The 20,239-nt window shown below is 42.7% G+C and carries 24 protein-coding genes and 2 pseudogenes; 22 read left to right on the forward strand and 4 right to left on the reverse strand.

From position 1 onward, the window contains the following. Positions 1-13 precede the first annotated feature (13 nt). The 4 genes from G588_RS0107415 to truA are packed head-to-tail and all read left to right on the forward strand — an operon-like array spanning position 14 to position 3,375. On the forward strand, positions 14-862 hold the full coding sequence (locus G588_RS0107415) for an energy-coupling factor transporter ATPase (protein WP_026668648.1): 849 nt from the start codon (positions 14-16) through the stop codon (positions 860-862). Between the two features lie 51 nt (positions 863-913). Next, positions 914-1,765, forward strand: a complete 852-nt coding sequence (locus tag G588_RS0107420) for an energy-coupling factor transporter ATPase (RefSeq protein WP_022778116.1) — start codon at positions 914-916, stop codon at positions 1,763-1,765. Further along, entirely contained in the window at positions 1,759-2,580 is an 822-nt protein-coding gene (locus tag G588_RS0107425; protein WP_022778117.1) for an energy-coupling factor transporter transmembrane component T family protein, read from the forward strand. Before G588_RS0107420 ends, G588_RS0107425 begins: the two co-directional genes overlap by 7 nt. An 18-nt stretch (positions 2,581-2,598) precedes the next feature. Further along, positions 2,599-3,375, forward strand: coding sequence for a tRNA pseudouridine(38-40) synthase TruA (gene truA, locus G588_RS0107430; RefSeq protein ID WP_022778118.1), 777 nt, complete (start codon positions 2,599-2,601; stop codon positions 3,373-3,375). A 39-nt stretch (positions 3,376-3,414) separates the two neighbouring features. Here truA and G588_RS21415 read toward each other — a convergent pair whose 3' ends face one another. Continuing rightward, positions 3,415-4,533 carry a 5-formyltetrahydrofolate cyclo-ligase gene (locus tag G588_RS21415; RefSeq protein WP_081644285.1) on the reverse strand — a complete coding sequence of 373 codons (1,119 nt, stop codon included), beginning with the start codon at positions 4,531-4,533 and terminating at the stop codon, positions 3,415-3,417. Positions 4,534-4,801: 268 nt separating this feature from the next. On the opposite strand from G588_RS21415, the gene rplM reads away from it, so the two are divergent. From rplM to G588_RS0107480, 8 genes are all read left to right on the forward strand, one after another. After that, positions 4,802-5,230 (forward strand): 50S ribosomal protein L13, encoded by a 429-nt coding sequence (gene rplM / locus G588_RS0107440; RefSeq protein WP_022778120.1) that lies wholly within the window; start codon positions 4,802-4,804, stop codon positions 5,228-5,230. 24 nt (positions 5,231-5,254) lie between these two features. Continuing rightward, positions 5,255-5,653, forward strand: coding sequence for a 30S ribosomal protein S9 (gene rpsI / locus G588_RS0107445; RefSeq protein ID WP_022778121.1), 399 nt, complete (start codon positions 5,255-5,257; stop codon positions 5,651-5,653). Between the two features lie 170 nt (positions 5,654-5,823). Beyond that, positions 5,824-7,536: a S41 family peptidase gene (locus tag G588_RS0107450; RefSeq protein ID WP_022778122.1), complete on the forward strand. Its 1,713-nt coding sequence runs from the start codon at positions 5,824-5,826 to the stop codon at positions 7,534-7,536. Positions 7,537-7,582: 46 nt separating this feature from the next. After that, the gene (locus G588_RS0107455; protein WP_022778123.1) at positions 7,583-8,356 is read left to right on the forward strand and encodes a PrsW family glutamic-type intramembrane protease; all 774 of its coding nucleotides are present in this window, start codon (positions 7,583-7,585) and stop codon (positions 8,354-8,356) included. Positions 8,357-8,371: 15 nt separating this feature from the next. Next, positions 8,372-9,205, forward strand: a complete 834-nt coding sequence (locus G588_RS0107460) for a CPBP family intramembrane glutamic endopeptidase (RefSeq protein WP_022778124.1) — start codon at positions 8,372-8,374, stop codon at positions 9,203-9,205. A gap of 433 nt (positions 9,206-9,638) precedes the next feature. Next, complete coding sequence (locus G588_RS0107470) at positions 9,639-10,550, forward strand: helix-turn-helix transcriptional regulator (protein ID WP_022778126.1); 912 nt, start codon at positions 9,639-9,641, stop codon at positions 10,548-10,550. Between the two features lie 5 nt (positions 10,551-10,555). Then, positions 10,556-10,975, forward strand: a complete 420-nt coding sequence (locus G588_RS0107475; protein ID WP_026668650.1) for a VOC family protein — start codon at positions 10,556-10,558, stop codon at positions 10,973-10,975. 94 nt (positions 10,976-11,069) lie between these two features. Continuing rightward, positions 11,070-11,822, forward strand: a complete 753-nt coding sequence (locus tag G588_RS0107480) for an N-acetyltransferase (RefSeq protein WP_022778128.1) — start codon at positions 11,070-11,072, stop codon at positions 11,820-11,822. A gap of 63 nt (positions 11,823-11,885) precedes the next feature. Here the strand turns inward: G588_RS0107480 and tnpA are convergent, their stop codons facing one another. Next, positions 11,886-12,344 carry an IS200/IS605 family transposase gene (tnpA, locus tag G588_RS19530; RefSeq protein ID WP_022778129.1) on the reverse strand — a complete coding sequence of 153 codons (459 nt, stop codon included), beginning with the start codon at positions 12,342-12,344 and terminating at the stop codon, positions 11,886-11,888. Between the two features lie 92 nt (positions 12,345-12,436). On the opposite strand from tnpA, the gene G588_RS0107490 reads away from it, so the two are divergent. The 6 genes from G588_RS0107490 to G588_RS0107515 all read left to right on the forward strand — a co-directional run bounded on the left by G588_RS0107490 (position 12,437) and on the right by G588_RS0107515 (position 17,407). Continuing rightward, positions 12,437-13,843, forward strand: coding sequence for an RNA-guided endonuclease InsQ/TnpB family protein (locus G588_RS0107490; RefSeq protein WP_022778130.1), 1,407 nt, complete (start codon positions 12,437-12,439; stop codon positions 13,841-13,843). A gap of 117 nt (positions 13,844-13,960) precedes the next feature. Beyond that, the gene (locus tag G588_RS22710; protein WP_022778131.1) at positions 13,961-14,116 is read left to right on the forward strand and encodes a hypothetical protein; all 156 of its coding nucleotides are present in this window, start codon (positions 13,961-13,963) and stop codon (positions 14,114-14,116) included. Further along, positions 14,109-14,345, forward strand: coding sequence for a helix-turn-helix transcriptional regulator (locus G588_RS19535; RefSeq protein ID WP_022778132.1), 237 nt, complete (start codon positions 14,109-14,111; stop codon positions 14,343-14,345). Before G588_RS22710 ends, G588_RS19535 begins: the two co-directional genes overlap by 8 nt. A 5-nt stretch (positions 14,346-14,350) precedes the next feature. Beyond that, complete coding sequence (locus tag G588_RS0107505) at positions 14,351-15,040, forward strand: hypothetical protein (protein ID WP_022778133.1); 690 nt, start codon at positions 14,351-14,353, stop codon at positions 15,038-15,040. Positions 15,041-15,068: 28 nt separating this feature from the next. Then, a complete protein-coding gene (locus G588_RS0107510; protein WP_022778134.1) occupies positions 15,069-15,698 on the forward strand; it encodes a methylated-DNA--[protein]-cysteine S-methyltransferase in 630 nt (209 codons plus the stop codon). Positions 15,699-15,922: 224 nt separating this feature from the next. Continuing rightward, complete coding sequence (locus tag G588_RS0107515; protein WP_022778135.1) at positions 15,923-17,407, forward strand: hypothetical protein; 1,485 nt, start codon at positions 15,923-15,925, stop codon at positions 17,405-17,407. A gap of 160 nt (positions 17,408-17,567) precedes the next feature. Here G588_RS0107515 and G588_RS22980 read toward each other — a convergent pair whose 3' ends face one another. Beyond that, positions 17,568-18,044 (reverse strand): helix-turn-helix domain-containing protein, encoded by a 477-nt coding sequence (locus G588_RS22980; RefSeq protein WP_022778136.1) that lies wholly within the window; start codon positions 18,042-18,044, stop codon positions 17,568-17,570. Positions 18,045-18,071: 27 nt separating this feature from the next. Further along, a pseudogene (locus G588_RS23510) lies at positions 18,072-18,221 on the reverse strand (AraC family ligand binding domain-containing protein); the annotation flags it as partial. Positions 18,222-18,235: 14 nt separating this feature from the next. On the opposite strand from G588_RS23510, the pseudogene G588_RS23260 reads away from it, so the two are divergent. The 4 genes and pseudogenes from G588_RS23260 to G588_RS22890 all read left to right on the forward strand — a co-directional run. Next, positions 18,236-18,484 (forward strand): annotated as a pseudogene (locus G588_RS23260) (glycoside hydrolase family 36 N-terminal domain-containing protein); the annotation flags it as partial. Continuing rightward, entirely contained in the window at positions 18,458-19,204 is a 747-nt protein-coding gene (locus G588_RS19545; RefSeq protein WP_196804964.1) for an alpha-galactosidase, read from the forward strand. The pseudogene G588_RS23260 and the gene G588_RS19545, both read left to right, overlap by 27 nt. A 9-nt stretch (positions 19,205-19,213) precedes the next feature. Next, positions 19,214-20,020: a Cof-type HAD-IIB family hydrolase gene (locus G588_RS0107530; protein ID WP_022778138.1), complete on the forward strand. Its 807-nt coding sequence runs from the start codon at positions 19,214-19,216 to the stop codon at positions 20,018-20,020. Beyond that, positions 20,001-20,239: hypothetical protein (locus G588_RS22890; protein ID WP_026668651.1), on the forward strand; the 239-nt coding region annotated here is incomplete at its 3' end. The genes G588_RS0107530 and G588_RS22890, both read left to right, overlap by 20 nt.

A 20,239-nucleotide genomic window follows, 5' to 3' on the forward strand; every position in this document is an offset into this window, starting at 1 on the left:
TATTATGAAAAATATGATCAAAACAGACAAACTGGTATTTGAATATATAAGGCGCGACGAGGAAGGCAATGTAGAGGGCATCACCAGAGCCATAGACGGCGTTGACCTGGAGGTTAAGCCCGGGCAGTTCATTGCTATCCTGGGCCACAACGGCTCAGGCAAATCAACCCTTGCCAAGCACTTCAACGCTCTTCTTTACCCCACAGAGGGTGAAGTCTACGTAGATGGCTACAACACCGAGGATGATGACCACCTTTGGGACATCAGGCAGGAAGCCGGAATGATCTTCCAGAATCCTGACAATCAGATCATCGGACAGGTTGTAGAAGAGGATGTGGGTTTTGGCCCTGAGAACATGGGAGTTCCCACGGATGAGATCTGGGAGCGGGTAGATGAGAGCCTTAAAGCTGTGAATATGCTGCAGTTTCGCAAGTCCTCACCCAATCACCTATCCGGAGGCCAGAAACAGAGAGTTTCAATTGCAGGCGTAATCGCTATGCACCCCAAGTGTATCATTATGGATGAGCCTACAGCCATGCTTGACCCCAACGGACGAAAGGACGTGATAAGAGCCGCGAGAGCCCTGAACGATGTTGAAGGTATTACGGTTATCCTGATCACCCACTACATGGAAGAGGTTGTTCATGCTGACAGAGTCTTCGTCATGGACAAGGGCAAGGTTGTAATGGAGGGAACACCCAGAGAGATCTTTTCCCAGGTTGAGAGACTTAAGGAGCTTCATTTGGGAGTTCCCCAGGTCACAGAGCTTGCCTATGAGCTCAAAAAGAGCGGTGTGCCGCTTCCTGATGGTGTTCTTACCAGGGAGGAGCTTGTATCAGAGCTCAAGAAGCTGGCGAAATGATTTTTTACAGACAAAAAGGCGATAATATTGCCGATTTAACACGGAGATAACATGTCAATTATTCTTGATCATGTCAACTACATATACGACGAAGATACCGCAATGGCTCATGCTGCGCTTATTGATGTCAATCTGAACATCCCCAAGGGACAGTTTATCGGACTTATCGGTCACACGGGCTCCGGCAAGTCCACCCTTATCCAGCATATGAACGGCCTTGTGAAGCCTACCAGCGGTACAGTTTATTTTGATGGTAAGGACATAAGCGAACAGGGCTACGACAAAAAGAGCCTCAGGGCCAAGGTGGGACTGGTTTTCCAGTATCCCGAGCATCAGCTCTTTGAGACCGACTGCTTTAAGGATGTATGCTTTGGACCAAAGAACCTGGGACTTTCCCAGAAAGAGGTGGAGCTAAGAGCCTATGAGGCCCTCAAGCAGGTTGGTTTTGACGATGAGTATTTTTACCAGTCGCCCTTTGATCTGTCAGGTGGACAAAAAAGGAGAGTGGCTATCGCAGGTGTTCTTGCGATGAAGCCTGAAGTGCTGATCCTGGACGAGCCCACAGCAGGTCTTGATCCCAAGGGAAGGGATGACATTTTGAGTCTGATTTCCGCACTTCATAAGGAAATGGGGATTACTATTATTCTTGTGAGCCACAGTATGGAAGATGTTGCGGACTATGTCGACAGGATAATCGTTATGAATAAGGGCAGAGTCTTTCTGGATGATGAGCCCAAGAATGTTTTTGCCCATTACAAGGAGCTTGAGGAGATCGGACTTGCGGCACCTCAGGTTACCTATGTGATGCAGGAGCTTGCCGCTTCGGGACTTAATGTGGACACCAATGCCACAACCATTACGGAAGCTAAAAATGAGATTTTAAAGGCGCTGGGAAGATGTTAAGAGACATAACCTTAGGACAATATTACAGAACTGAATCGGTGATCCACAGGCTGGACCCAAGGGTTAAGCTGGTGGCTACTTTTGCGTTTATTATTTCGCTGTTTATCGCGGGAAATTTGCTTGGTTATATCATTGCCGCACTTTTCCTCGCTCTTTGCATAAAACTCTCAAATGTGCCCCCTAAATTCATGTTCAGGGGTATGAGAGCAATCTTTTTCCTGCTGATGATAACCATGGTGTTCAATCTTTTTCTGACGCCGGGTATTCCGCTGGTTAGTTTCTGGAAATTTACGATAACAAAAGAAGGCCTTCGAATGGCGGTTATGATGGCTGTAAGGCTGATTTTCCTTATAACCGGTTCATCGATCATGACACTGACAACTACGCCCAACAATCTGACGGATGGTCTTGAGAGCCTGCTTAATCCCTTGAAGAAGGTGAAGGTTCCTGTTCACGAGATCTCGATGATGATGTCCATTGCTCTTAGATTTATTCCTATCCTTATGGAGGAGACGGACAAGATCATGAAGGCACAGATGGCGAGAGGCGCTGATTTTGAGAGTGGATCACTGATAAAGAGGGCCAAAAGCCTGGTTCCGCTGCTGGTGCCGCTGTTTGTTTCAGCTTTCAGAAGGGCCAATGACCTGGCTATGGCCATGGAGGCAAGGTGCTACCGTGGCGGCGAAGGCAGGACCAAGATGAAGCCCCTGATCTACAAGAGGATTGATCTTATTGCATATATCGTACTGGTTATATACCTCGCGCTTATCATTGTTGCGAGAAGGATCGACCTTCTGGGAATTATTGGATTCTAAGTTTGTATTGGAGAAAAGATGTCACAGACCCGCAGGATAATGCTGATAGTTTCATATGATGGCACCGCCTACAGCGGATGGGCTCTTCAGGAGACTACCCCTGACACCATAGAGGGAAGGCTTAACGAAGCCATTTTTCGTCTCACGGGAGAAAAGACAGAGGTGATTGGCGCAAGCCGCACCGATGCAGGGGTTCACGCCTACGGAAATGTGGCGGTTTTTGATACGGATTCTACGATTCCCGGGGACCGATTTATGTTTGCACTCAATCACGAGCTTCCGCAGGATATCAGGATAACGTCTTCACGGCAGGTGGCAAGGGAGTTTCATCCCAGGCATTGTAACACGGAGAAGACCTATGAATACAGGATTCTGAACACTCAGATCTGTGATCCAACCAGGAGAATGTACACATGTCATTTTTCAATGCCTCTTGATGTGGACATCATGAATGAGGCGGCTTCATATCTGGTGGGAGAGCATGATTTTACAAGCTTTTGCAATGCTCAGTCTCAGGCTCTGACCCATGTAAGGACCGTGAAGGATGTTCATGTAAGGCGTGAAGGGGATGAAGTTATCATCAGCGTTACGGGCAATGGCTTTTTGTACAACATGGTGAGAATTATCGCCGGAACCCTTATGCAGATAGGAAGAGGCAAGGGCGGCCCTGCCGAGATGAAGACCATTTTGGAGAAAAAAAACAGAGCTGCAGCGGGACCTACAGCTCCTCCGGAAGGACTTTTTCTGATAAAATATGAATTTCTGGACGGAATCCCTGAACCTGAGCAGGAGTAAGATACAAAATTGCCGGTCAAGCAAGATCGGTACTTCCGGTCAAACGGCGTATTTGCTGTGCTCGGTTATGATCAGGTCAGGTTTGATGTCGTGTTTATCAGTGGCAATCATTGTATCACTGATCTGCAGCTGAAATGCTATAGCAATCTTACTAATTTCCTTGTGCTTTTCAAGAAAAGTATCATAGAATCCGCCGTTATATCCAACGCGGTTGCGGTATCTATCAAACGCAACTCCGGGCATGATTACCAGAGTGCCTCGTGATGTGTCTTCTGTTTCGGGGTAGATTACGGAGTTATCGGAAAGATTAGGCTCCCTGATTCCATTAAATCCTGCGATCAGCTCCTCGGGACTGTTTATCTGAATGAATTTCATCTGGCGCTTTTCTTTGTCTATGACCTTGGGACAAAATACTTTTTTGCCCTCATCCAGGCAGTTTTGGATTATTGTATCGGTGCTGACTTCGGATCCTGTTGATGCGTAGATCAGGATGTTTTCAGCGTTTTTGTATTCAATAGTATCGGACAGTTTAGTGAAGATTATTTCACTTTTATCGGCAATGTCGTCCTGGGATAGGGCGTTTCGCTGCATCAGAACTGTTTTTCTGATATCACTTTTACTGGAGTAGGTTTTCCAGTAATTCCTAAGTTCATTGAACTTGATTATGGAAAGGATCGCTATTATAAGGGGCCAACCCCAAATAGTGAATAATGCTGCAGGTTCAGGACTGATAGAATCGATAGCTATGCTTAAAAACTCCACAACATAGAGTACACCCGCAAGGGTAGGGCAGCTTAGCAGTATAAGAGCCAGGGCAAAAAAGGCTTGCGGATAGGACATTTTATGATATACTTCACGTGCTTCGTAGGATGAGAGCAGAAATTTGTAGTTGAAGAGCACTATTCCGAGAAAAATAAGTAAACCTGCAAAATAAGCAAAGAAATTGTAGGTGTATGTGTCGGTGGAAATAATTAAAAGAAAAGAGCCTGTATTATATTTTAATATGCTTTTACCTACATATTGCAAATAACCAGCGCCGCCCAAAATGAGCTTCATTATTAAAAGATATATAAACTCATATACTAAAAAAAGAATATATTTCTTCGGCTTCACTGTAAAACTCCTCCTGAGGGTAATACATTTAGGTAAGGTTAACATTTTATAGAAAAATTAGCAATAAAAAGCTTTTGTATATTGACAATCAGGGTCAGATGGTCATATAATATCTTACTGTGTGACGTTATGTCCACAATGCAATGCAGTCTTTTGACTGACAGCGTTAAGAATGTCATATTGTTGTCCCGGTAAGCTGCAATATGTACATATATATGTAAGAATCAGGTGAAGGGTTCTTGCAAACTATCAATTTATAGTTTTTATTTTACCGAGCTAATCCACGGCTCATAACAGTAATGGAGGAAACACAATGAAAACTTATATGCCTAGTGCAGCTACAGTAGAGAAGAAGTGGTATGTAGTTGATGCTACAGATATGACACTTGGACGTCTTGCTTCTAACGTTGCAAACGTACTCAGAGGAAAGAACAAGCCTATCTACACTCCTAACATCGACACAGGAGATTATGTAATCGTTATCAATGCAGAGAAGATCAAAGTATCCGGTAAGAAGCTTGATCAGAAGATGTATTGGCACCACACAGATTATGTTGGTCATCACAAGGAGTTCTCACTCCGTCAGATGCTCCAGGATAAGCCCGAGAGAGTTATCGAGCACGCTGTAAAGGGAATGCTTCCTAAGGGATCCCTTGGCAGAGAAATGTACACAAAACTCCACGTATATGCAGGAGCTGAGCATCCTCATGCAGCTCAGAAGCCTGAAGTACTTACATTTTAATCGGGTTGAAAGGAGATCAAAATAATGGCAAAATCAGCTAATTACTACGGAACCGGTAGAAGAAAGAAATCAATCGCAAGAGTATATCTTGTTTCAGGTAAGGGAAATATCACAATCAACAAGAGACCTATCGATGAGTACTTCGGACTTGAGACTCTCAAGGTTATCGTTAGACAGCCTCTCGTAGCTACAGAGACAACAGATAAGTTCGACGTTGTTGTTACTGTAAGAGGTGGCGGCACAACAGGTCAGGCTGGTGCTATCAGACATGGTATTTCAAGAGCTCTTCTTCAGGCTGACTCAGATGAGTACAGACCTACACTTAAGAAGGCTGGATACCTCACAAGAGACCCTCGTATGAAGGAGAGAAAGAAGTACGGTTTGAAGAAAGCTCGTCGTGCTCCTCAGTTCTCAAAGAGATGAGAATATCTGCTATGGCAGATTTCAGAAGACTCGGTACAATGTACCGGGTCTTTTTTGTATCTATGCATTATTTATGGATTTTTAAGACTATCGCAAGACGGAATGTTGTAAAATTTAATGAGGTATATAAAGCCTCGACGGAGCTAAGATAAGAAAAGAGGAGGCGATTCATGAAAAAGCGTTTATGCAATCAGCTCTGGATAGTTTCAGCATTGACCATATTGGGGAGTACTTTTTTGATTGCCTGTGGGGCGCCATCCGGAAACGCTCTTAGTGAAATGGAGATTCCGTTATATTTTCACTCTGTTGATAATGAGGAAAGTATCAAACTCTGCTTTGCTGATGAAAGCAAAGAGGTTCCCTACTTTGACATTGATACTGCCGTCTCCCTCATAGAGAGAGTCAATCACGAGATTATCGAAGATAAAAACTATGCACTGACCACTTCGGCCCAGGGCTCAGTGGTAACAATTACCCGTGAAAACCAGTATCCTATGCAGATAGACTGCGATAAAGACACAATTAGTTTTTATGATTTTGATGCTTTTTTCGTTCCGTCCTGGACAAGCACGGTTATAGATGTACTGCAGCCGGATAGTGCCTTTGAGGGCCTTATTCTCTCAGAGGAAAACTCCTATAGCCGCTTTGGTTCGGAGGTGGTTTTTGATCTTAAAAAATATGGTATAGACCTGATTGAAGAGAATGGTAAATGCTATATTCCCATGCAGACATTAAGTGATATCATGCTGTCTCTTCCGAGTTATGTATGCCTTCTTTACAATAACGAAGGAGTATTTGTCTATGAGTATGGTTCAGAACCCGGCAGGGAGCTTTTGAGAAAGTATTATGCAGCACAGCCCAAGGAGAGCAAAAGCGAGGGACTCGCAGACTATACATATAACGAATTATGTATGATGATGGATCATTTTTATGGTTTGAAAGAAAGCCATGGAATTGAGGATTTTGATGAATTCTTTACTGAAACAGCTCTTCGTGACGCATTAAGGAGTACTGATCCTGAGATGTCTGCAAGGGCGATGAGAGTTTTGATGGATCTTTACATTGATGACTTACATAGCGGGTATATGCTTAATTCGTGGCGGATTGGCATGGATGCGCAAATCGACGGGATGACCGGCAAGTCAATTCAAAACATGAGTGATTCGGCGATGAAGTATTATACCGCCAGAGAAAAGTATTATCCCGACGGGATTCCCGGATACGAGGAAGTCGGAAACACAGCATACATCACCTTTGATAGTTTCCAAGCAAAAGATAAGGATGCTGATTATTATAAGGACGCACCTACCGCTGATACACAGGATACTGTTGGCCTTCTTTTGTATTCATATTCACAGATTACGCGAAAGGGAAGCCCTGTCGAGAATGTAGTTATTGATTTAAGTATGAATTCCGGAGGAGACACCGTCACTGCAAGTTTTATGATAAGTCTGTTTCTGGGAGAAGGTTCAGTATGTATCCAGGATACACTGACAGGTGCTTATGCCAATGAATGTTTTCGTGCAGATGCCAATCTTGATGGTGTATACGACGAAAAGGACTCGCTCCTAAACTACAATCTGTACTGTATTACCTCATCTATCAGTTTTTCCTGCGGTAATCTGGTGCCAAGTGTATTAAAATCGTCGGGTCAGGTTACTATTTTAGGACAACAAAGCGGAGGCGGCGCATGCACAGTGATCCCATTTTCAACAGCAGATGGAACTCTGCTTCAGATGTCCGGCAATCGCCGTCTGAGCTACATGAAAAACGGTTCTGTGTATGACATTGACCAGGGTGTAGAACCGGACTATGTGATACATCAGCCTGAGCACTTCTATGATAGAGAGGCCTTGACTGAGTATATAAATAATCTGTACTGAACGATAAGGACACCTGTTTAATGCAAATTAAGGAGGAGAATTATTCATGGACGCAAAAACAATTATTATTTCAATTATTGCCGCATTACTTGCCTTTGTTATCTGTGGATTTATCTATCAGCGAATGATCAAAAGGGAAGTTCCGGAGCCTATAGGGAAACTACAGGCAATCCTGCCGGTTGTTTTGGGATGTATTTGCGTACCGATTTCCGCCGGTTCCGGGATTGGGTTATTGGCTGTATTAAGAAGCATCGGGATAGAGGGTGCAAAAATGCAGGCGCTATCGGCAGCTTTCTTTACAGCATTTTTTATGGCCGGTGGTGTGGAGGAAGTGCTTAAGTTTCTTGCAATCATCATAACGCTGGTTGCTCTGAAAAATAAGGTACGCAATGTTTATGAGTATATCCTCCTGGGAGCAGCGGTTGGCTTTGGCTTTACGTTTGTAGAGGACTTTACTTTTGGAGACTCGATTATTGTGTTACTAATCAGAACTCCTTTAGCGTTCACTCATATGACATTGAACATGATAATGGGAGAGTTTATAGGAAGAGCCAGGTACAACAAATTAAAGGGCAAAGGTCCGACGGCGCTGTACTGGGCTTTGGCAATCATCATTCCAACTGCTTTACATACTCTGTATGATGCCGGAACAATTTTTAACTATCCGGTTATGAAGGATGGCGATTTTATTGTAGGTGGCATACTTGGCGGAGTAGCAGTTTTGACAAATATTGTTCTTTTGATCTATGTGCTGGTAAGAGCCAAGAAGAACGCTGAAAAGTTCTCTGCTCTTTCTGTCTTACCTGAAGACGCGCAGTAAAAGAGGAGAATACCAATGCTTAAAAAGTACATTGAATTCATGAAAAGATCTCCACTGATTACTGCTGCGCTCTGCATAGTATATGTTGTCGTATGTTTCAAATCAGTGCCGACCCAGACGCATTTTCAGTTTTTCATCGTAAGAACGATGCTATGTGGAGCAGCGTGTTTTTTCCTGTATCAGATATCGGGAGACAAGACCCTTGCATCCAGCTATAATTCAACAAGTTATGTTTTGAAGTATTCTGTTGGATTTCTGATAGTAGCCTTTTCACTTGGCACTATTGTGTTGGTTTCAGATATAAGTGAAAAAAGGCCGCTTTTGCAGAATCCTGTTCTGGAGCTGTTTGTTGTGTTCCTCATGTATATGTCTGTGGGGCTTTTTGAGGAGTTGTCCTTCAGGGCTGTTATCAACGATGCGATCATATATAAATTCAGGAATTGGAAATATGTATTTGTACTTGGGGCAGTTGTTTCCTCGCTTGTCTTTGGAGCAGTACATGTTTTAGGTGGATTTGATCCACTCTCAGCAATGGCTTGGGGACAGGCTATTGGAAAAACTCTTGAAGCAAGCCTTTTCGGACTTGCTCTTCTGATACTGTACTGGAAAACAAGAAATATATGGGCATGCGGACTGGCGCACGGACTAAATGATTTTCTTACTGATTATACCTCAGGATTATTTATTCCCGAAGAGGGTCTTGGCTCCTATGTCCGGATGGGTGAAGATGCAGCTAAATTACTTTTGGTCTATGTAGGACTGATAGTAATCAATCTGGTCTTTGTTCTGATCATATGGAAGAAAGTCGGTAAGACAATTGATTTTGAAAAGATAAGGCGCGAGTGGTAGGAGGCATTGTATGGAATGCAAGCGTTCCGAAGCAGGATGGGGACTATGGGATTTCGCAAGAAATCTCATATGAACGTGACTATTGAGAAGGCTTTATACTCAGATCAGTCTTGAAATGAAAGAATATGATGAAACAGAAAGATAGATCTGTTTTTAGGATGAAATAACAGAGTTGCCACCAGCCGCATACAGTAGCCCTGAGTTTTCTACCGTACGCAGCAGGTAAACAGCAACTCGTCCTACAAATGCCCAAAACAAGGCATTTAAGAGAGTGAAAAAGTTCTCAAAGAGATGAGAATATCTGCAGTTGCAGATTTCAGAAACCCACAACCATCTGGTTGTGGGTTTTTTGTTGTCAAAAATAGTGTAGAATATAAACATGACATATAGATGACATGTTTGTGCTTGTATGATAATCATAGAAGGTGATCAAATGAAGATAGACAGACTGATCGGCATACTATCAATTCTTTTGCAAAAAGAGGTGACGACAGCTCCGGAGCTGGCTGAGCATTTCGAGGTGTCTAGAAGAACAATAAACAGAGATATTGAGACTCTTTGTCAGGCAGGAATACCAATCAAAACGACCCAGGGAGTTGGAGGCGGTATAAGCATCATGGATGGCTATAAGATGGATAGGACTCTTTTGACATCCCGTGACATGCAGATGATTCTGGCGGGACTACGAAGCCTTGATAGTGTTAGTGGAAGCGGATATTATGGGCAGCTTATGGAGAAGCTCCAGGCAGGTTCTTCGGAGTTTATCAGCGGTAGGGATTCTGTCCTTATCGACCTGTCTTCTTGGTACAAGACATCGCTGGCTCCAAAGATATCTACTATTCAGGATGCGATAGAAAACAGGCATCTTTTGACCTTCCACTATTATGCTCAGGCGGGAGAAGGAAAACGAACTATTGAGCCATATTATGTAGTGTTTAAGTGGAGCAGCTGGTATGTCTATGGATGGTGTGAAAAGCGCAAAGATTATCGTCTATTTAAATTAAACCGCATGGTTAAAGTGGTTGAAACGGATAAAGGATTTGTCTGCAGAAATGCTCCATTACCTGATCTGTCTACAGAAAAGATATTTCCTGGTGGAATCAAGGTAAAAGCGCTGTTTTCAAAGGATGTAAAGTGGCGCCTGGTGGAGGAATTCGGACCAAACTGTTTTACGGAAACAGAGGATGGTAGACTTATGTTTACTGCGGATTACACGGACTCAGATAATTTGATCACATGGATAATGACCTTTGGAAATAAAGCAGAAGTGCTTGAGCCGGTAGAAGCCAGGAGGCAGATTTCAAAGATGGTACAGGAGATGGCGACGATTTACAAGGAGGACTAATGAAAATGAGACTTGATGGTTTTGGATTGTTTGTTGAGGATATGGGCAAAATGGTACGCTTCTACAGGGATGTGCTGGGGTTTGAAATAAAAGAGACAGAGGATACATCCAATGTGTATCTGGTGAAGGATGGGACCCTTTTTCTGTTATACGGCAGGAACGACTTTGAGAAGATGACAAGACGCAGGTATGAGTACATAAAAGGTCTCAACGGACATTTCGAAATAGCGCTTTATGTTGATACATTTAAAGAAGTGGATGAAGCTTATAATAAGGCTGTACAAAACGGTGCAACATCAGTCCTTGCACCTGAACTAGAACCCTGGGGGCAGAGAACCTGTTATATAGCAGATCCTGAAGGCAACCTGATTGAGATTGGTTCATGGAATAAGCCTTACGAGTCAAAAGACATTTCGGAGGAATAAAGACATGACATTCGATTCTTAGCGATGCAAGGAAAGTGGTGCCAGAGAAGCTTAAGACGGTTATAAGACATCCTATTAGAAAGGAGAGCTGAAGATGGAGTATATAAGAGTATCCAAGGATAATCTTGAAGAAGAACACATCTGTTGTGCTATATCAAACAATAAAGATATACAGGTATCATCCAAAAAAGCCTGGCTTGCTGACAGATTTGATGAAGGGCTTGTTTTCTTAAAGAGTGTCGAACGCGGTAAATGCTTTATTGAATATATCCCGGCAGAGTATGCGTGGAATCCGATAAATGCACCGGAATATATGTATATCGATTGTCTGTGGGTTTCAGGTTCCTTAAAGGGACATGGATATTCAAGTGATCTTCTTAATGAGTGCATAAAGGACAGTAAGGAAAAGGGGAAGAAGGGAATTTGCATATTATCTGCTGCTAAGAAAAAGCCATTCCTTTCTGATCCAAAGTTTCTAGCATTCAAAGGCTTTCAAGTTTGTGATGAAGCCGATAATGGAATCCAGCTGTGGTATCTGTCCTTTGAAAAAAGTGTTGAAACACCATGCTTCAAGGAATGTGCAAAGCATCCTCGTATCGATGAAAAAGGATACGTGCTTTATTACACGAATCAGTGTCCATTTAATGCCAAGTATGTGCCTGTTTTGGAAGAGACTGCTAAGAACAATGGAATACCGTTTAGAGCAATCAGAATAGAGACCAGAGATCAGGCTCAGAATGCTCCAACACCAATTACCACATATGCACTGTTCTGTGATGGGGATTATGTAACTAATGAGCAAATGAATGATAAGAAGTTTTTAAAACTGGTCAATGCAAATCTTTAATATTATGATGTATCAGCGAGAAAACTCTTTCCGACATAGTCGGTGGGGATGAATCGCTGGCCCTCAGCGTTTCGCTTTGCTGTATCGTCCTGTTTTTTCATATTTTCTTTTGTGGTCATCCGTGCGCTGGCTTTCTATATATTTTTTCACTGTTTCAGGTGAAACTGATCCGGTTGTGGCGCAAAAATAGCTCCTGCTCCAGAAAAGAGCATCTCCCCGCAGAAATTTTTCTATATGTTCACGGTATTCGATCCTGACTTCTTTAGAGAGCTGGGACTTTAGGGTGTTGATCAGTTTTACCGGAGCAACATCCGGAGGCATGGAGATAAGCATGTGTATATGATCCTCATCTGTCTCAGCAGAAAGCATATTGCAGTTCATCCTTCCACACAGATAAGCGGCGTGATTTTTCATGAAATCCCCCATTTCATCGGTTATCACTTTTTTCCTGTATTTAGTGACAAAAATGATATGATAGGTAAGCAGGTAAACTGAATGTGAACCTCTTCTGTATTTATCCATAAAAACTCCTTCTAAAAAGAACAAATGTTTTGATTGCTCTTGGAAATTATGTTATAATACTAATATAATCTTTTGGAAAGGAAATCTCAACTGTGTATAGGACAAGGCAGTACAGAATAGCTAAAAACAACACACTATACAGTTACTGCCAGGATATTTGCAGGGCATCTGCAGTTCTTTACAACAGGGCGAATTTCATCATCCGACAGTATGCTTCTGCCATAGAGGCATTTGACTCTTACAGGCCTCTTTTTCCCAATCAGATGCAGGTGTATAAACTTGTAAGTGAAACCCTTGAAGGGACCAAATATCATGCAGCTGGTTCATGGCTTTCTTATAATGCCCTTGATTATCTTCTGAAGAGTACCGGGGATAAGGCGTACTATGGTATTCCATCTCAGGCTAACCAGCAGATACTTAAGATTCTTCTTAGGGATTACAAGTCATTTTTTGAAGCAGTGAAGGCATACGCCAAGACACCATCTGCATTTACGGGGCGCCCCCGCATGCCGGGTTATGTACGCCAGGGAAAATACAAGACAGCCATCCTTACGAATCAGATATGCAGGATAAAGGAGGATTCCTATATACGTTTTCCCGGAACAACAGATACTTTAAGACTTGGCAGGGACTTTCCCCATGGGAAACTTAAGGAAGTACGGATAAAACCACATGGTAAGGACTTTGTGATGGATGTGGTGATCGATGTCTTAACAGTGGGTATAGAGCCTTTGGATGACAAGGATGTTCTCAGATTTCTTTCATCAAAAGATGGCATATCCGATATCAGGGTCATGTCGATAGATCCTGGTACGGACAATATAGCAGCCGTAGCGAACAACTTTGGAGCAGAACCGTTTGTGATAAAGGGCGGACTGATAAAGTCCGTAAACCAGTTCTACAACAAAGAAATGGGGCGGCTCTCATCATGTGCCATGAAGTGCAATAACAGATACCGCACCAGGAAAATGAACATACTCACAGAAAAACGCAACAGGCGCATAAAGGATGAGTTCCATAAGATAAGCAGACAGCTGGCAGACTATGCGAGGAATAACCACGTAGATGTAGTAGTGATGGGGCATAACGTATTCCAGAAACAGGAAGCAGATATGGGACATATGAATAACCAGAATTTTGTGCAGATACCAATGCTGATATTTGCAGATATGCTAAGATATAAGCTTGCTGAATACGGGATAAGGTTTGCACTTACGGAAGAGAGCTATACATCCAAAGCGGATTTCCTTGCGATGGATGCAATCCCTGTGTATAAAAAGGGAAGTAATGCTGACTATGTTTTTTCCGGAAAAAGGATAAAACGTGGACTTTACAGGCACTACGATGGGACAATAACAAATGCAGATATAAATGGAGCTGCAAACATCTTAAGAAAAGTATTCCCAAAGGTAACCCAATGGGATAGAGGCATAGTGGACATGCCCTGTTCTTTGGGATGCGTTAACCATCCCAAAGGTTCATGCCGTTCTGCGGCATAACAGAAACCTCTTCCGACGCAGAGTCGGTGGAGGTAGTTCATAGAAGCCGTAGGCGCTGCCCAGAAGCTTACTGTATTTGGAGCTCTTTTTGCCATCATAACTCAAGCAATAATTCTTATGGGACATTTATCTGAGCCGGAAACGTTTGGACCAAACCTTGCTGTCTGCTTCCTTTCAGGTTTTTATGCAGTAATAATCGAGTTTTTTCTTCTGCCGCTTAAGTTAAATGCCGAGCGTAAGATGAATGAAGAGATGGACATGGAAGATGAATGATCCCGGAATTACAAAGGAGCAGTATCTTAATATAGCTCGTAAATTCGGATTTACGAAAAGAGAGCTTGAACTCGGATACCTTAAAGTGTCGGGGTTTTCAAATCATAGAATTGCTTATATGCTCGGAATTTCTGAGCAGACGGTAAAAAATCATTTCACTCACATTTATGAAAAGGCGTGGGTTCCCGGAAGAAAGGAATTCCAAGAGCTGTTTACACAGGATGGATAGTGATTATGAAGAGATCAGTTAAAAGAGCTATCATAATAATTTTAATTGCAAACGTCATCCTGATAGTTGCTGCTATTTGCGGGAGAATACTGAGCAGATTCGTTTATGAAGATCATCTTGATGAGCCTTTGATCACAGTTGATGATACCGAGATTACCTTAAGAGAATTTGGATATTACATATATGAAGTAGAAGAGTTTGTGCAGAACCAGGCTCTTTTGTATGATCCTGAGAATCCAAAGCACTGGTGGAATACCCATTTTTCAGCCGGCATGGATTCTCAGTTTGTCTGTGATTACGCCAAGAAGGTGGCAGTTAACACTTGTATATCAGATGAGATTTATTATAAAAGAGCTCTTTCTGAAGGAGTTGTATTAAGTAGCGCGGAAGAAAAACAAGCAATGGTCGAAGCAAAGATGATCTTAAGCAGCATGACCGGGAATCAGCTTGCAAGAACAGGGGTGGATGAAAGCATCCTCACTAATATGCGGATAAAACATGCTCTTGCAGTAAAATATGCCAAATTTCTTGTAAATACCTGTGATTTAACAGGGTATTCCGAAGAACCAGAAAAGCTTCTAAACTGGGACGGCGTGTATTATCAAGAAAAGATTCTACCGGAACATACAGTAAAGACTAATGATAAGGTTCTGGATAAAATAACGTTGGGAAAAATAACAGTGAATTATGAGTAATTCTATTTGAATGTGTTAGAATTATTTCATGAAAACAAGAGAAGAAGCATTAAAATACGGATTATCTTTTCCGGATACTTATCAGGAAGCGCCCTTCCACGATCCTAACTGGCAGCTGGTGCGATATAAGTATAATAAAAAAGCATTCCTGTGGACTTATGAACGAGAGGGCTTTATAAATCTCAATGTGAAGGTTGATCCCGAGACGGCTTTTTTCTGGAGAAAGGCTTACAGCTCAGTTATTCCCGGATACCATCAGAATAAGGAGCATTGGAATACAATCATCCTCGATGGAAGTATCCCGGATAAAGACATAAAGCTCATGATTGCCGAGAGCTACGACCTGATAGCAGACTCTCCGACTAAGAGGATTTATGATGCTGTAGCCAGAATCCCAAAGGGATGTGTTGCAACTTATGCGCAGGTTGCAGAAGAAGCCGGGGATAGAAAGATGGCAAGAGCTGTAGGAAATGCTCTTCACAAAAACCCTGACCCCAGCACAATTCCCTGTCATCGTGTAGTAAACTCAAAAGGAGAACTTGCCGGCAACTATGCATTTGGCGGAGCCTGGAAGCAGGGAGAAATCCTGCTCTCTGAAGGAGTCGAAGTCAAAGATGGAGTTGTTGATTTACATAAATATCAATGGCGCAATAAATAATAAAGCCCCTGACCTTTGAACATGAACCGCTCCCCGTCAAGTAGACAATCAAAAAAATAAATTTTCTGCCATCAGTTTTCTGATGGCAGTTTCTAAACAATTTATAAACATTGAAAAATTAAGAAAATCTTTTAACTATAATTTAGTTTTCTTATTCATAATCCATTCCAACAACAAACAAATATTCCCTGATAAATGTTCAGGAATTACTAAGGAGTCTAATTATGAAAAGAAACGAGTTAAAAAAGATCTTATCATTAGCAATAGTAACAATCATGTGCGTAGCTGTCACCGCATGCGGACAGACAGCCACATCAACAAAAGAAACTGACACTGTAGTTACACAGGAAAGTACAGTTGAAGAAAGCAGCAACCCTTCTGATGCACCTGAAAAGCCGGACGGTGAGGCGCCTGATGGAGCACCTGGAAATAAACCAGATGGAGAAGCAACTGGAAATCCTCCCGAAGGTGGTGGTGGCTTTGGAGGTGGAAGCAGCAGTGCTGATATCGATTATCAGGGAGCGGTAGAAGTAACTGGCTCAGATACTCAGGATGGGAAGACCTATGCCAGCACAACAGCAGATGAGAGCGCACTTCTGATCAGCACAAGTGACGACGTAACCATCACCAATGCAACTGTTACCAAGATCGGTGATTCAGATGGTGGAGACAATTGTAACTTCTATGGCCTTAATGCAGCTGTTCTTGTAAAAGACGGATCTACGACCACTATTACCGGAGCAAACATCACATCAGATGCTGACGGAGCCAACGGCGTATTCTCATATGGTGGAAATGGCGGAAAGAATGGTGCTGAGGGTGATGGTACAACAGTCATAATTTCAGACAGTACTATCACAACAACAGGTGATGGCTCAGGTGGCATCATGACAACCGGTGGCGGTGTGACAAAGGCATCAAACCTTACAGTTGAGACTAGCGGAAGATCTTCAGCAGCCATCAGAACTGACAGGGGTGGCGGCACAGTTACTGTAGATGGTGGAACATATACAACAAACGGTCTTGGCTCACCTGCTATCTATTCAACAGCAGACATCACAGTTTCTAATGCAACTCTTGTTTCCAACCTTTCAGAGGGAGTCTGCATTGAGGGTATCAATTCAATTACCCTTAATGACTGCGATATGACTGCTAATAATACTGATACCAATGGAAATGCAACATTCTATGACACAATCATGATCTACCAGTCCATGTCAGGAGATGCAGACAGTGGTACATCGGTATTTACAATGAATGGTGGAACACTTACCAGCAAGAATGGCCATGTTTTCCACGTAACAAATACAACTGCTGTTATTAACCTGGATAATGTAAAGATTGTTAATAAGGATTCAGAGAATATCCTGCTTTCAGTATGTGCTGATGGCTGGAATGGTGACACAAACACCGCTACACTTAATGCAACTAACCAGACCCTTGAGGGAACGATCCTTGTTGGAAGTGATTCACAGCTTACACTTAATCTTACTGACGGATCCAGCTTCACAGGCACAATAGGCGGAAACATCACTAATGCCAAGGGCGAAACAGTTTCCACAGAAGTAGGAACAGTAGCTGTTTCTATAGATAAGAGCAGCACCTGGATACTTACAGCAGATACCTATATCTCATCATTTGATGGAGATATTTCCAGTGTCGATACTAATGGATATACACTTTACGTTAATGGAGTTGCTCTGAACTAAGACAACAAAAGATATCACAATATAAATGAGTACGGCAATTACGGTTTGTAAAGATGAAAGGTATTAAAAAAACAGATATAAAGTTGCCACCAGTCGCATACAGTAGCCCTGAGCTTTCTGCCGAGAAGAAATACTCGAAGCACTTGATGAATACCCGGAATTAAAAAAGATTCTTTCTGATATGCTCGGAACCATTTTTTCTGTAGCTACTGGGAGTGCAACCTGTGTGCTTTTTAAATGCCTTGGAAAAGGTAGAGATATCAACGTAACCAACAGCGTTACCTATATAACTTATGGAGAGATCTGATTCCCTCAGCATCTTCTGGGCTATCTGCATACGATAAATCTGCAGATAGCCTTTTATTGTGTAACCTGTGGCATCGTGAAAAAGGCGAGAAAGATAACTTCTGTTAAGACCACAGATACCCGCAATATTTTCCATGGTGATTTGTTCAGAGAATTTCAGCTGTATATATTTGATCACGGTTCGCACATATTTTAGCTGCTGGCTTTCTGCTGATGCTTCGTCGATATGGCTATGTTCTTTTCTCAGGAAATCCATTATTTCATAAATCTTTGCGATGCAATAGTATTCCCTTTCATAGTTTTCAAATATCTCATTGACTGATGCGCCCAAAATATCATCCCTGCTATTTGGCGATGAAACATCAAGGACCGGACTGTTTTCTCCAAGACCAATTTCCTTAAGGAGTGCAAGAAACTCCGTCCCTCCTATGTGAAGCCATCTGTAGCTCCAGGGTGTATCTTTGTCTGCTTCATAGTACGCAGAAATGCCGGGAGGTATAAAAAAAATCTGATTTTCACGGCCGCCATACTTTTGAAAGACAGCCTGAGAGGTGCAGGGTTGGACATGAAATTCACAGGATAAGTTCGAAGAGGGGAACCAGCAGTCACCACAACAATCCCTTTGTGATCCTCTGTGACAGGAATGCGGATGAGTGGCAGGGTGAGAGTTATGGCATAATGCTGATGTACTCGGGAGAGCACGCTGAGGAAGTAGAAAAAGATCAGGCTGGAACAATCCGCATTGTGAGTGGAATATCTGATGATCATTTTCGATGGAAATTGTCCAAGGGAGAAGAGTTTACAACTCCTGAAGTGATGCTGGCGTATACCGATAAGGGGCTCTCAGAGCTTAGCCTACGCTTCCACAGGATCATCCGTGAAAATGTATGCCCTAAGGAGTTTCGCAATATCAAGCGCCCGGTCCTTATGAATAACTGGGAGGGTACCTACTTTGATTTTGATGATGACAAGATAATGGATATAGCCGACAGTGCCAAAGAAGCGGGCTGCGAGATGCTGGTCCTTGATGACGGCTGGTTTGGAGCAAGGTATGATGATCACGCGGGACTTGGAGACTGGGTGGTTAACAGGGATAAGCTAAAGAAGGGCATGGATGCCATTGCTGATCATGTAGAGAGCCTTGGCATGAAATTTGGCCTGTGGTTTGAACCGGAGATGGTCAATGAGGATTCTGATCTTTACAGGGCACATCCCGACTGGGCGCTCACTGATCCCGGCAGAAAGCCGGTGATGGCAAGAGATCAGTTGGTGCTTGATATGTCAAGGCCTGAGGTTATAGAATATTTGTATGAGAGTATTTCAGCGGTGCTTAGGAGAGCTAAGATATCCTATATCAAGTGGGACTTCAACAGATCACTGTCAAATGTCTTTTCCAGAGGGCTCTCCGCAGACAGGCAGGGAGAAGTGGCCCACAGGTTTGTTCTCGGTTCATACCCGGCGATACAACTTCATTTTAGAAAGAAATGTTAAGAGACATCAATGGATTTCAAAATAGTTTTTTCAGATATAGACGGAACAATTCTAAACAGTGAACATAGAATGCTTAAGGGCACACTTGATGCAATATTTGCCCTAAAGAAAGCCAATATCCCTTTCGTCATTGCGACAGCAAGAGGACCATCCGGAGTACGGCCGATTTTTAAAAGATACGGGTTTACCTGCCCGATGATCTGTTATAGTGGGGCGCTTATCATTGATGAAAACGATAAGATAATGTACTCGGAGGGATTTGATGCCGATGACGCGAGGGATATTATTTCTTATATAGAGGCGGAGAAGATTGACTGTACATGGAATATCTATTCAGAAGAATTGTGGATTGTAAATGACAGGAATGACCGACTGGTCCGCGCAGAAGAGGAAATCGTTGAGGTCTGTGCAACAGAGGGCAGCATAGAGCTTCTTGCAAAAGATGCAATCATAGGAAAGCTCCTTTGCATATGTGAGCCTGAAGCAATATGTGGTATAGAAAATGAATTGAAAAAGAGATTTCCAAAGCTGTCGATAGTTAAATCCTCAGATGTTCTTCTTGAAATCATGGGAAAGGGTATTACAAAGGCCGACGGAGTCAGGCGAGTATGCTCGTATATGAACATTCCGCCGGAGAAAGCGGTTGCTTTTGGCGATCATTTTAATGATGCAGAAATGCTACGATCTGTAGGATTTCCTTTTCTGATGGGAAATGCTCCGGAGGAATTGAAGAAGGAATTCTCGTGTGTGATCGGAAGTAATGATGACGAGAGCATTTCAGAAGCCTTTAGGAGTATTGGCCTATTATTGGAGTGAGGGAGATGACAGTGATCTTAAGCTGTTTGAAAACGAATTAAGTGTATTTATCGATGAATCTGGTGATTTTGGGGAAACGAGAGATATAAGAGATTATTACTTGTCACTTTTGTTTTTCATGACCAAAAGGATGAGTACACTCACCGAGAAGAGAAACAGGAGGATAAAGGATCAGTTACACAAGATAAGCAGACATATAGCCGACTATGCAAGGGATAA

The sequence above is a fragment of the Butyrivibrio sp. AE3009 genome, assembly GCF_000420845.1.
Lineage (GTDB): Bacteria > Bacillota > Clostridia > Lachnospirales > Lachnospiraceae > Butyrivibrio.

Coding starts and splice junctions, on each gene's coding strand:
- G588_RS0107415 (WP_026668648.1), top strand. CDS start 14: ATGATCAAAACAGACAAACTGGTATTTGAATATATAAGGCGCGACGAG.
- G588_RS0107420 (WP_022778116.1), top strand. CDS start 914: ATGTCAATTATTCTTGATCATGTCAACTACATATACGACGAAGATACC.
- G588_RS0107425 (WP_022778117.1), top strand. CDS start 1,759: ATGTTAAGAGACATAACCTTAGGACAATATTACAGAACTGAATCGGTG.
- truA (WP_022778118.1), top strand. CDS start 2,599: ATGTCACAGACCCGCAGGATAATGCTGATAGTTTCATATGATGGCACC.
- G588_RS21415 (WP_081644285.1), bottom strand. CDS start 4,533: ATGTTAACCTTACCTAAATGTATTACCCTCAGGAGGAGTTTTACAGTG.
- rplM (WP_022778120.1), top strand. CDS start 4,802: ATGAAAACTTATATGCCTAGTGCAGCTACAGTAGAGAAGAAGTGGTAT.
- rpsI (WP_022778121.1), top strand. CDS start 5,255: ATGGCAAAATCAGCTAATTACTACGGAACCGGTAGAAGAAAGAAATCA.
- G588_RS0107450 (WP_022778122.1), top strand. CDS start 5,824: ATGAAAAAGCGTTTATGCAATCAGCTCTGGATAGTTTCAGCATTGACC.
- G588_RS0107455 (WP_022778123.1), top strand. CDS start 7,583: ATGGACGCAAAAACAATTATTATTTCAATTATTGCCGCATTACTTGCC.
- G588_RS0107460 (WP_022778124.1), top strand. CDS start 8,372: ATGCTTAAAAAGTACATTGAATTCATGAAAAGATCTCCACTGATTACT.
- G588_RS0107470 (WP_022778126.1), top strand. CDS start 9,639: ATGAAGATAGACAGACTGATCGGCATACTATCAATTCTTTTGCAAAAA.
- G588_RS0107475 (WP_026668650.1), top strand. CDS start 10,556: ATGAGACTTGATGGTTTTGGATTGTTTGTTGAGGATATGGGCAAAATG.
- G588_RS0107480 (WP_022778128.1), top strand. CDS start 11,070: ATGGAGTATATAAGAGTATCCAAGGATAATCTTGAAGAAGAACACATC.
- tnpA (WP_022778129.1), bottom strand. CDS start 12,344: ATGGATAAATACAGAAGAGGTTCACATTCAGTTTACCTGCTTACCTAT.
- G588_RS22710 (WP_022778131.1), top strand. CDS start 13,961: ATGGGACATTTATCTGAGCCGGAAACGTTTGGACCAAACCTTGCTGTC.
- G588_RS19535 (WP_022778132.1), top strand. CDS start 14,109: ATGAATGATCCCGGAATTACAAAGGAGCAGTATCTTAATATAGCTCGT.
- G588_RS0107505 (WP_022778133.1), top strand. CDS start 14,351: ATGAAGAGATCAGTTAAAAGAGCTATCATAATAATTTTAATTGCAAAC.
- G588_RS0107510 (WP_022778134.1), top strand. CDS start 15,069: ATGAAAACAAGAGAAGAAGCATTAAAATACGGATTATCTTTTCCGGAT.
- G588_RS0107515 (WP_022778135.1), top strand. CDS start 15,923: ATGAAAAGAAACGAGTTAAAAAAGATCTTATCATTAGCAATAGTAACA.
- G588_RS0107530 (WP_022778138.1), top strand. CDS start 19,214: ATGGATTTCAAAATAGTTTTTTCAGATATAGACGGAACAATTCTAAAC.